Origin of the sequence: Catellatospora tritici (genome assembly GCF_019083965.1) — a bacterium.
GTDB lineage: Bacteria > Actinomycetota > Actinomycetes > Mycobacteriales > Micromonosporaceae > Catellatospora > Catellatospora tritici.
Genome location: NZ_JAHRCY010000005.1, coordinates 524541 through 534480, shown reverse-complemented (window position 1 = coordinate 534480; position 9940 = coordinate 524541). Strand labels below are relative to the sequence as shown.

Annotated in this window: 7 protein-coding genes; 2 read left to right on the top strand and 5 right to left on the bottom strand. The window is 69.7% G+C overall.

Annotated features, from left to right (window positions below; translation table 11 throughout):
- Nucleotides 1–253: 253 nt before the first annotated feature.
- The gene (locus tag KUA19_RS14695) at nucleotides 254–1687 is read right to left on the bottom strand and encodes an L-fucose/L-arabinose isomerase family protein (RefSeq protein ID WP_217396594.1); all 1434 of its coding nucleotides are present in this window, start codon (nucleotides 1685–1687) and stop codon (nucleotides 254–256) included.
- Between the two features lie 233 nt (nucleotides 1688–1920).
- Here KUA19_RS14695 and KUA19_RS14690 point away from each other — a divergent pair, with 233 nt between their 5' ends.
- Both KUA19_RS14690 and KUA19_RS14685 read left to right on the top strand, forming a co-directional pair.
- On the top strand, nucleotides 1921–4284 hold the full coding sequence (locus tag KUA19_RS14690; RefSeq protein WP_217396593.1) for a family 43 glycosylhydrolase: 2364 nt from the start codon (nucleotides 1921–1923) through the stop codon (nucleotides 4282–4284).
- A 47-nt stretch (nucleotides 4285–4331) separates the two neighbouring features.
- Entirely contained in the window at nucleotides 4332–6251 is a 1920-nt protein-coding gene (locus tag KUA19_RS14685; RefSeq protein WP_217396592.1) for a family 43 glycosylhydrolase, read from the top strand.
- An 89-nt stretch (nucleotides 6252–6340) separates the two neighbouring features.
- Here the strand turns inward: KUA19_RS14685 and KUA19_RS14680 are convergent, their stop codons facing one another.
- From KUA19_RS14680 to KUA19_RS14665, 4 genes are all read right to left on the bottom strand, one after another.
- Nucleotides 6341–7027, bottom strand: a complete 687-nt coding sequence (locus KUA19_RS14680; RefSeq protein WP_217396591.1) for a hypothetical protein — start codon at nucleotides 7025–7027, stop codon at nucleotides 6341–6343.
- 77 nt (nucleotides 7028–7104) lie between these two features.
- On the bottom strand, nucleotides 7105–7731 hold the full coding sequence (locus KUA19_RS14675; protein WP_217396590.1) for a LutC/YkgG family protein: 627 nt from the start codon (nucleotides 7729–7731) through the stop codon (nucleotides 7105–7107).
- Nucleotides 7728–9200: a LutB/LldF family L-lactate oxidation iron-sulfur protein gene (locus tag KUA19_RS14670; protein ID WP_217396589.1), complete on the bottom strand. Its 1473-nt coding sequence runs from the start codon at nucleotides 9198–9200 to the stop codon at nucleotides 7728–7730. The genes KUA19_RS14675 and KUA19_RS14670 overlap by 4 nt, the downstream gene beginning before the upstream one ends.
- Nucleotides 9197–9940 (bottom strand): (Fe-S)-binding protein, encoded by a 744-nt coding sequence (locus KUA19_RS14665; RefSeq protein WP_217396588.1) that lies wholly within the window; start codon nucleotides 9938–9940, stop codon nucleotides 9197–9199. Before KUA19_RS14665 ends, KUA19_RS14670 begins: the two co-directional genes overlap by 4 nt.

Genomic DNA, 9940 nt, shown 5'->3' with positions numbered 1-9940 from the left:
ACCATTGTCCCAACCCACTCTGTCCGTGCCACAGCGGACTGCCGCAGGAGCCGCAGGCGGGCACCAGCGGGCAGATGTCCACCGACGACGGGCCTACGCCGTGGTTCACGCAGCCAGCACACTACATACGCCTGGATCGGCTCGAAGCGGCAGCTGCGGTGCGGATCCGGCCGGCAAGCGTTTCGGGCAAGCCGACCGGCTCTCGGTGGTCCTCCAAAGCGGTGGTCTCGGGCCTCTGCGGGCAGATGCGCTCTCAGACGACGGTGATGGGCAGGTTGAGCAGTTCGGCGACCGCACGCAGCTCGGCGACGCGGTGGCCGGTGCCCAGCGCCCAGTGGTGGGCGATGCCGCTGGCGGACCAGTCGTCGGTCCATTCGCCAGGGTCGCGGCCGAAGTCGATACGCGACGACGTGTTGCCGATGGCCAGCAGCGGGCCGGGCACCGCGCGGCCCTCCGAGGCGACCAGCGAGAACTGACCGTGCCGGTCCTGTGCCAGCCCGCACAGCGTCACCGGGCCGTGGCTGACGTCGAACTCGACCGACACGCCCCAGCCGCGCTTGCCGTGGAAGACGCCCAGCCCGCGCAGCATCGGCTTACCGGAGCTGATCGCCAGGTGCGCCGGACCGTCATGGCCCATCTCCACCACGTTGTCGGTGAAGTTGAGCGCCTGCAACTCGGTGAACGAGCCGCCCGCACCGAGGCGGTCCATCAGCAGCATCGCCAGCGACGTGCGCAGCTCGAACTCGCCGCACGCGGGGATGCCGCGCGCGGTGAGCAGCGAGGCGCCGAGGATGAGCCCGGCACCGACGCGTTCGTGAGTCTCCCCGTCCAGGCCGCGATGGTAGTAGGCCAGGGAGTCCAGCTCGAAGTCCTCGACCAGGCGGTCCAAAGCCACCGAGACCGTGGCGGCCCAGCGGAAGTCGTCGTCGGCCACGGTGTCGTCGAGCTGGAATATCTCACGAGCCAGGTCCATCCGGGCCAGCGTCTCGTGCTCGGTGACCTTCTCGGTGCGTACCCGCAGATCATCGATCTCCAGGATTTCGACATGGCCGCCGAGCTGTGCGGAGACCAGGGTGGGGTCGGTCGACACGTCCATCATGCCGGGGTAGAGGTGACCGAGCAGCCCGTGCCGCCCGTGCCGGAACGCCGCTCGCACGCCCGCCGCCTTGACCCATCGTCCGATGCGCAGCCAGGCGGCGTCGGATTCGAGGTATCCGGAGACCGAGCGCACGTCGATGCCGCAGCGGCGGAAGGCGTTGGTCATCTCCGGCAGGGGACAGGCGCCGCAGTAGGCGAGCCACGCGCCGGTGTCGAAGGTGGCGTGGTCCATCGCCTCGGTGGGCTGCAGGTTGAGCAGCAGCACCGGGGCGCCGGTGCGCTGGGCGACGGGCACCAGCATGTTGGCGGTCATGTAAGTGGTGAGGAAGCCGATCACAAGGTCGCAGTCGGCCTGGCGCAGGGTCTCGGCGGCTGCGGCACCCTCCTGCGGGTCCGAGATGAACCCGGTGTCGATCACCTCGCAGTCCAGCTGCGACAGCCGCTGTGCCACGCGGCGGGCGGACTCCTTCAGCTGCGGCAGCAGTCGCGGGAACTGGGGCCAGTACGCGCCGAGGCCGCCCGAGACCAGGCCGACGCGGGTTTTGCGGGGAGCGATCCGGGTGAGGCCGGGATGCGGCTCGGTCAGCATGCTGGCTCCTGACGCAGCGTTGAAATGTTTCAAGTTTGAGCCACGACGCTAGGGCGACTCGATCGGGCTGTCAAGAAGATCCCTCGGATTTGGAGCATGACTGTTTCCGGCGTGTGCCCGTGGCCTTGACCCATTCACGTTTTTGACCTTAGGCTGAAAACATTCGCTACTGAAACGTTTCAAAAAATGTATGTGCTCTTCGTGGCTGTCCCACCACATCGAAGGAGTACCCCATGCGGCGACTACTGGCAGTGGCCTGCGCGGTCATGGCCATGATCTGGCTCGTGCCCGGTGCGGCACACGCCGATGTCACCGTCACCGTCGTCAACGGTGACAGTGCGGGCAACCAGATCAGCCGATTCGACACCGACGGCAACGCCCTCGACGCACACGACGGATCCCTGCTGCAGGTCGGCAACCTGTACTACCTCTACGGCACCAGCTACAGCTGTGGATACACCTACAACGCCGGTCCCAACAGCGGCGGGTTCTGCGGCTTCAAGGCCTACAGCTCGGCGGACCTGGTGCACTGGACCGACCGCGGCTACATCGTCGCCCCCGGCCAGTGCCAGTACTGCTTCCGCCCGCACGTGATCTACAACCAGTCCACCGCCACCTACGTCATGTGGGCGGACATGGGCATCGGCAACAGCTACGGCGTGTTCACCAGCCCGACCCCGACCGGGCTGTTCACCCGCCGGGCCAATCCGACCCTGGCCGTCGGTGGCGCGGTCGACGAGGCCCTGTTCGCCGACGCTGACGGCAGCGCGTACGTCATCCACAACACCACCATCGTCAGCGCCGGACTGACCGCCGACATGGTCGTCGAGAAGCTCACCCCCGACTACCTCAACACCACCGGGCAGTACGTCCGCCTCGGGCTCGGCAACGTCGAGGCGTTCGCGGCGTTCAAACGCGACGGGGTCTACCACGTCCTCATGTCCGACCCGACCTGCGCCTACTGCGCCGGGTCCACCGGCGAGGTCACCGCCACCTCGATGCTCGGACCCTGGTCGGGCGTGTGGTACGACCCCAATGGGTTCGACATCAACAACAACCGGCCGCAGCCGCGCAACCGGTCCCGCATCGTCAACGCCGACAACTGCGGCGGACAGCCGCTGGCAGTCCTGCCGATCACCCGGACCGGCGGCACCGACTACTACTTCGTCTCCGATCGGTGGGTGGCCAACCTGCCCGCGGGCAGCAACCCCAACCAGTCCCTGGCCAACCTCTACCTCGGCTCGCTGACCTTCGACGGCGCGGGCACGCTGCAGAACTTCACCTGCGCCAACACCACCGCCGTGACGCTGCCCGGCTCGCCGACCGGCGCCTACACCGCCGCGCCGGACCGGGACCAGCACAGCGGGTTCGCCGGATTCCGCCACTACTGCGACATCACCGGCAACGTGTGGCGCCAGCAGAGCTTCACTCCGTCGCGTACAGGTCTGCTGACCAGCGTCTCGGTCACCACGTTCCAGCGCAACCAGCCGACCCTGCCGCTGACCGTCGACATCGTCGACACCGCCACCGGGGTGCTGCTGCAATCGTCGTCGCTGGCACCTGCCACGGTCGCCTGGGCACCCGCAACGCTGGCCGTGCACCCCAACGTCGCGGTCACCGCCGGTCACAGCTACACCGCGCGGCTGCACAGCAGCACCACGCAGGGGTGCTACGGCTTCGAATACAACGATGCGAACCCGTACCCGGGCGGATCGGAAAGCTACAGCACCAACAGCGGCGGCGGCTTCACCAGCGAGCCCGCCCGCGACCTCAAGTTCACCACCGACGTGAACACCGCCGGGGCGTACGTGCCCGAAGGGCTGCCCGCGGGGTACACGTACTGCGCCGGGGAAGGCGGCACGTGCACGTTCACCGGCACCCGCACCGTCGCCTACGGCGCCGGGGGATACCGGTACGCGACCGTCACGGGTGCCACACCGTGCGGGATCGTGGCGTTCGGCGGCGACCCCGCTGTCGGAGTGCTGAAGTCCTGCTACGTCGCCCCAGCGGGCGGACCGTCCGGCTACGCCCAGTGCGCCACCGAAGGCGGCACCTGCTCGTTCGCCGGTACCCGCACCGTCGCGTACGGGTCCGGCGGCTCCTTCGCGTACACGGTGGCCAGCGGCGGCACCGCCTGCGGTATCAGCGCCTTCGGCCGCGATCCGCTGCCCGGCGTGCTCAAGGCCTGCTACCTTGCCAGCGCCGCGGCACCCGCGGGCGGCTGGCAGCAGTGCGCCGCCGAGGGCGCAACCTGCTCGGTCAGCGGACCCTCGACCGTCATGTACGGCGCCAGCGGCAGCTTCCACGCCCGCCAGGTCGGCGCACCGGTGCTGTGCACGGCTACCGCCTTCGGCGGCACCCCACCCGGCGACGGCGCCAAGGCCTGCTACGTGGCGACCGGCGGACCGGTCGGCTACGGCGCGGCCTGCGCGGCCGAGAACGGGACCTGCTCGTTCAGCGGATTCCGCACCGTCGCCTACGGCGCGGCCGGGCGCTTCACCTACCGGTCCCTCACCGGCGGAACGCCCTGCACGAACACGGCCTTCGGCCTCGATCCCGTCTACGGCATCGCCAAGAACTGCTACCTCGCCCCCTGAGTGGAGAACCCCCAATGCCCAGAACGCACGGAGCCAGGCTCGCCCACGTGGGCGCGCTGTTGGTGCTGATCGCAGCCCAGCTCCTCGCCGGGCCCGCCCCGCGGGCGAACGCGGCCTACACGACCACGATCACCAACTTCGACGCCGCCGGCAACCAGGCCATCCGCTTCGACACGGCCGGTAACGCGGTCGACGCCCACGACGGTGACCTGGCCCTGTTCGGCGGCGTCTACTACCTTTACGGCACCAGCTACGACTGCGGCTACCAGTGGAACGTCGCCGGGACGCCGTTCTGCGGGTTCAAGGTGTACTCCTCACCCGACCTGGTGCACTGGACCGACCGGGGCAAGCTCTTCGACGCCAGCTCCTCGACCTGGCAGACCCGATGCAACGGCAGCACCTACGGCTGCTACCGCCCGCACGTCGTCTACAACACCAGCACCGGCCAATACGTACTGTGGATCAACAGCTACGACAACGTCAGCGGGTTCCACGTCTTCACCAGCACCCAGCCGACCGGACCGTTCACGCAGACCACCGATCCGACCCTGGCGGTCAACAGCGGCGCACCCGCGAGCGGACTCAAGAACGGCGACCACGACACGTTCGTCGACGACGACGGCACGGCGTACCTGGCCTACACCGACTGGGTCAGCGGCGGCGGGATCGTTGTCGAGCGGCTCAACGCCGGCTATCTCTCCGGCACCGGCAGCTATGTCCGGGTGACGCCGAGTTCCACCGAGGCGCCGGCCCTGTTCAAGCGCAACGGCACCTACTACCTGACGTACTCCGACCCGAACTGCGGCTACTGCTCCGGTACGGGCACCTCCTACCGTACGGCGACCTCGGTGCTCGGCACCTGGTCCGGCGGCACGAACATCAGCACCAACTCGTGCGGCGGCCAGCCGTCGTTCGTCACGCCCATCAGCCTGACCAGCGGCACGGCCTACCTCTACGGCAGCGACCTGTGGAACAGCGCGGCGCCCAATGAGGCGCTCGCGAACTTCTACTGGGCGCCACTGACCTTCTCCGGTTCCGCGATCAGCGCCATGACCTGCCAGAACATGATCACGCTCGCACTGTCCACGGGCTCGGCGGGAGCGCAGGACCCCGTCACGGACCTGGACCAGCACGACGGGGTGGACGGATTCCGCCGCTGGGCCGACATCGGGCCGGTGTCGCGCATCCAGACCTTCGTACCCTCCCGCAGCGGCACGCTGACCAGCGCGTCGCTGACGACGTTCCAGACCGGCAACCCGAACGCCGGGCTGACCTTCGACATCTATACGGCCAACGCGTCGTTCCAGCCCACCGGGTCGGCGCTTTTCACCGTGACCGTCCCCGCCTCGTCGATCGGCTGGTCACCGCGCTCGGTCACCATCTATCCCAACATGTCCGTCACGGCGGGCACCCGCTACGGCATCGTGGCGCGCTCGACCACCACGTCGGGCCTGTACGGCTGGGCCTTCAACGAGAACGCGCCCTACCCGTCGGGCGGCAGCGCGTACAAGAACAGCAGCGTCAACTGGACGGCCGAAACCAACCGGAGCCTGAAGTTCCAGACGACCGTCAGCGCGAGCGGCGGCGGCTGGACCTACTGCGCCGCGGCCGAGAACGGCACCTGCACGGTCTCGGGCACGGCCGTGGTGCGCTACGGGGCGGGCAGCTCCTACCTGTACAAGGCGGTGACCGGCAGCATCGGCTGCAACCAGACCGCGTTCGGCGGTGACCCGATCTTCGGCACGGTCAAGCACTGCGACAGCTCGCCGCAGCCGCCGGTCAACGGCTGGACGTCCTGCGCGGTCGGCGAGACGGGCACCTGCGCGTTCACCGGCACGAAGACGGTCGCTTACGGCGCCAACGGCGCGTTCCTCTACAAGACCGCGACCGGCAGCATCGGCTGCAACCAGACCGCGTTCGGCGGTGACCCGATCTTCGGCACGGTCAAGTCCTGCTACTTCAAGTAGTCCGCGCGTCGATGCGCAGCCCAGGGGCCGAGCCTCACGTCACGTGAGACTCGGCCCCTGGGTTCTCCGCGTGCGGCAGGCGTGGACGGTCATCGGAGCAGGTCCAGCTCCGGTCCCCATGAGTCGAGCACGTCGCCGTAACCCTTGGCCCTTACCACCGTCTCGAGGTCGGGGAACAGGGCCGACGGCTGCTCGGTCAGGGCGGTGATGACATGGTCGGCGGTCCAGGGCGCCGGGAGCGGGTGGGTCTCCAGCTCCCAGCGCAGGTACTTGTTGTACGGGCGGACCCGGCCGTACAGGGCGAACAGCGTCCAGCCGAACCATGACGCCGCTTCGATCTCCTCCAGCCGGGCCAGGTCGGGCCGCCCGTCTCGGCGGTTCTTGGCGGCGCGGTAGATGAAGTTGACGTATCCGTCGAGCTCTTCGCGGACCCAGGCGTCAATCTCCGCCGGGCTCAACGCGGCCTGCGCGGTCACCAGTTCGGCCACCCGCCCGTCGAGGCGGTCCAGCAACACCCGGGCGCCGCGATAGGCGTAGCGCCCCCACCGGTCGGAGACGTCGCCCAGGTCCTTCAGCGAGGTCGGGATGGTGTCGAGTGCCGGAGTGCGGGTGACGGTGGTCCAGGCGCCGCCGTACTCGGCGACCACCACGATCACGTCGGCGTCGGAGTGGGCGGTCGCCATGCCCGCACGCGCCCGGGAACCGGTCAGCACGATGCCGAGCACGTCCGGGTCAGCCTCGGCGCGAGCAAGCAGTTCAGCGTAGGGATCGGTCACCGGGCCAGTATCGGTTCGCACGCAATCGAATTAGGACAACCGGCTCGTCGGCATCGGAAGAGCGACCTCGGCGATCGTCACTCATCCGCCACAAGCACCACGATGAGGGTACGGGGCCCGTGGACTCCCTCGACCCGTTGCAATTCGATGTCGCTGGTCGCCGACGGGCCGCTGATGAACGTCAGCGGCCGCCGGGGGTCGACCCGGGCCAGCAGCTCGGGCACGGTCTGCACCACCTGAGCCGCGTGGACGACACAGATGTGCCGGTCAGGGACCAGGGTGATGGCGCGCCGACCCTGGTCGGGGGAACCGTCCAGGACGATGGTGCCGGTGTCGGCCGCAGCCGCGGTGCACGCGGTGAGGACAGCGTCCACGCAGTCCAGTTCGGCGGGGGACAGGGTTCCGTTGTCGACGACGGCCTGCGCGGGCCGCCACCGCACCGGCAGACCTGGTGGCACGACGACCCGGTTCAGCCCACCCAGCACCGTGGCCAGCACGGACTCCAACGTCTGCGGTGACGCAGCGTGGACGGTCGCCCGGTAGTCGACGAGCCGGTCGGTCAGCAGGTGCAGCAACTCCGGCGCGCCGGGCGAATGCGCGCCGGTGCGCCGGTAGGCGCGGGGCACCTCGACGGGGACGGGGGCGCTGGACAGGGCATGGCCGATCCGGGCCAGCACCTCGTCGCGGGCAGATGAGGTCGTCACGACTTCCCCCTGTTGTGTCGCCACCAGTCGCGGAAGGTCTGCGGTGGTGGTGCGGGCGCGTCGCGGGCGGTGGTCCACGCCGACAGCGGTGGTGGCAGCCGGCGGATCCGGCCGCGCCGGGCGAGCAGCCGCCCGAGCCGGGCCATCCGGCCCGCCCACCCGAAGCGCCACGGCGAGGCCATCACCCAGGACGCGGCGGCCATCGCGACGGCCTCGGCCGAGGGCAGCGCGTGCGCCGCGGCACGCTCCTGCGTGGTACGGGCGCGCAGGTGCACCAGCAGCGACGGGATGTCGATGCGCACCGGGCACGCGTCGAAACACGCCCCGCACAGCGTCGACGCGTACGGCAGCGACGGGTTGCCCGGCGTGCCGGTGAGCAGCGGGGTCAGCACAGCCCCGATCGGACCTGGATACACCGACCCGTACGCGTGACCGCCCGTGCGCTCGTAGACCGGGCACACGTTCAGGCAGGCGCTGCACCGGATGCAGTGCAGCGCCTCGCGTCCCACCTCGTCGGCCAGCACGGCCGTACGCCCGTTGTCGAGCAGGACCAGGTGGAACTCCTGCGGCCCGTCCCCCGGGGTGACCCCGGTCCACGCCGACGTGTAGGGGTTCATCCGCTCGCCGGTGGACGAGCGGGGCAGCAGCTGCAGGAACACTTCCAGGTCCGACCAGGTGGGGACGACCTTCTCGATGCCCATGACCGTGATCAGGGTGTCCGGCAGGGTCAGGCACATCCGGCCGTTGCCCTCGGACTCGACCACGAGCAGGGTGCCGGTGTCGGCCACGGCGAAGTTGGCACCCGACACGGCGACCCTGGCGGTGAGGAACTTGCGGCGCAGGTGGGCGCGGGCGGCCATGGCCAGTTCGCGAGGGTTGTCGGTGAGCGCGGGGTCGGCGTCGGGCATCTCGCGCAGGAAGATCTCCCGGATCTCGGCGCGATTGCGGTGGATGGCCGGGACGAGGATGTGCGACGGCGTGTCGTGCCCGAGTTGGACGATCAGCTCGGCGAGGTCGGTCTCCCAGGCGGCGATCCCGGCGTCGGCGAGCGCCTCGTTGAGTCCGATCTCCTGCGTCACCATCGACTTGACCTTGACGACCTCGTCGGCGCCGGTCGCGCGCACGAGGCCGGTGATGATCCGGTTCGCCTCGGCGGCGTCGCGGGCCCAGTGCACCGTGCCGCCCCGTGCGGTGACCTCTTGTTCCAGCCGCCGCAGGTGTTCGTCCAGGCGGGACATGGTGGCGGCCTTGCTGGCCTGACCGGCCAGGCGCAGCTGCTCCCAGTCGTCGAGTTCGGCGACGACGCTGGCGCGTTTGCCCCTGATGGTGGCGGTGGCGGCACCGATGTTGCGGCGCAGCTGCGGGTCGGCCAGCGCGTCGCGGGCGGCGTCGGGAAACGGCCGCGACGCGTGCAGGGCGGACACGTCGGCGGGGGCGTGCACGGGCATGCCGACAAAGACCCGGCTCATGACCCGGCGCCCGTCTCCGTGGCGGCGAGGATCTCTGCGATGTGCAGCGTGCGCGTGCCGGAGGACAACCGGCCGAGCCCGCCGCCGATGTGCATGAGGCACGACGAGTCACCGGCGGTGAGGATCTCGGCGCGAGTGGACAGCACCCGGGTCATCTTGTCGGCCAGCATCGCGGTGGACGTGTCGGCGTTCTTCAGCGCGAACGTGCCGCCGAACCCGCAGCACTGCTCCCCGTCGGGCAGCTCGATCAGGTTCAGGCCCCGCACCTGGCGCAGCAGCCGCAGCGGTTTGTCGGCCACACGCAGCATCCGCAGCGAATGGCAGGTCGGGTGGTACGTCACCCGATGCGGGAAGTACGCACCGACATCGGTCACCCCCAGGACGTCGACGAGGAACTCGCACAGTTCGAAGGTCTTCGCCGCGACGGCGGCCGACCGCTCGGCGAGCCGGGAACGGCCCAGACTCCGGGCGACGGTGGCGTGCTGGTGGCGGACGGAGCCGACGCAGGAGCCAGAGGGGGCGACGATGACGTCGGCGTCGGCGAACACGTCGGCGTAGTGCTCGACCAGGGGCAGCGCCTGGCGCTGGTAGCCGGTGTTGACGTGCATCTGGCCGCAGCACGTTTGGCCCTGCGGGAAGACGACCTCGTGCCCGAGGCGTTCCAGCAGCGCCGTGGTCGCCTGTCCGACCTGCGGAAACAGCGTGTCGGACAGGCACGTCACGAACAGGGCGATGCGCAT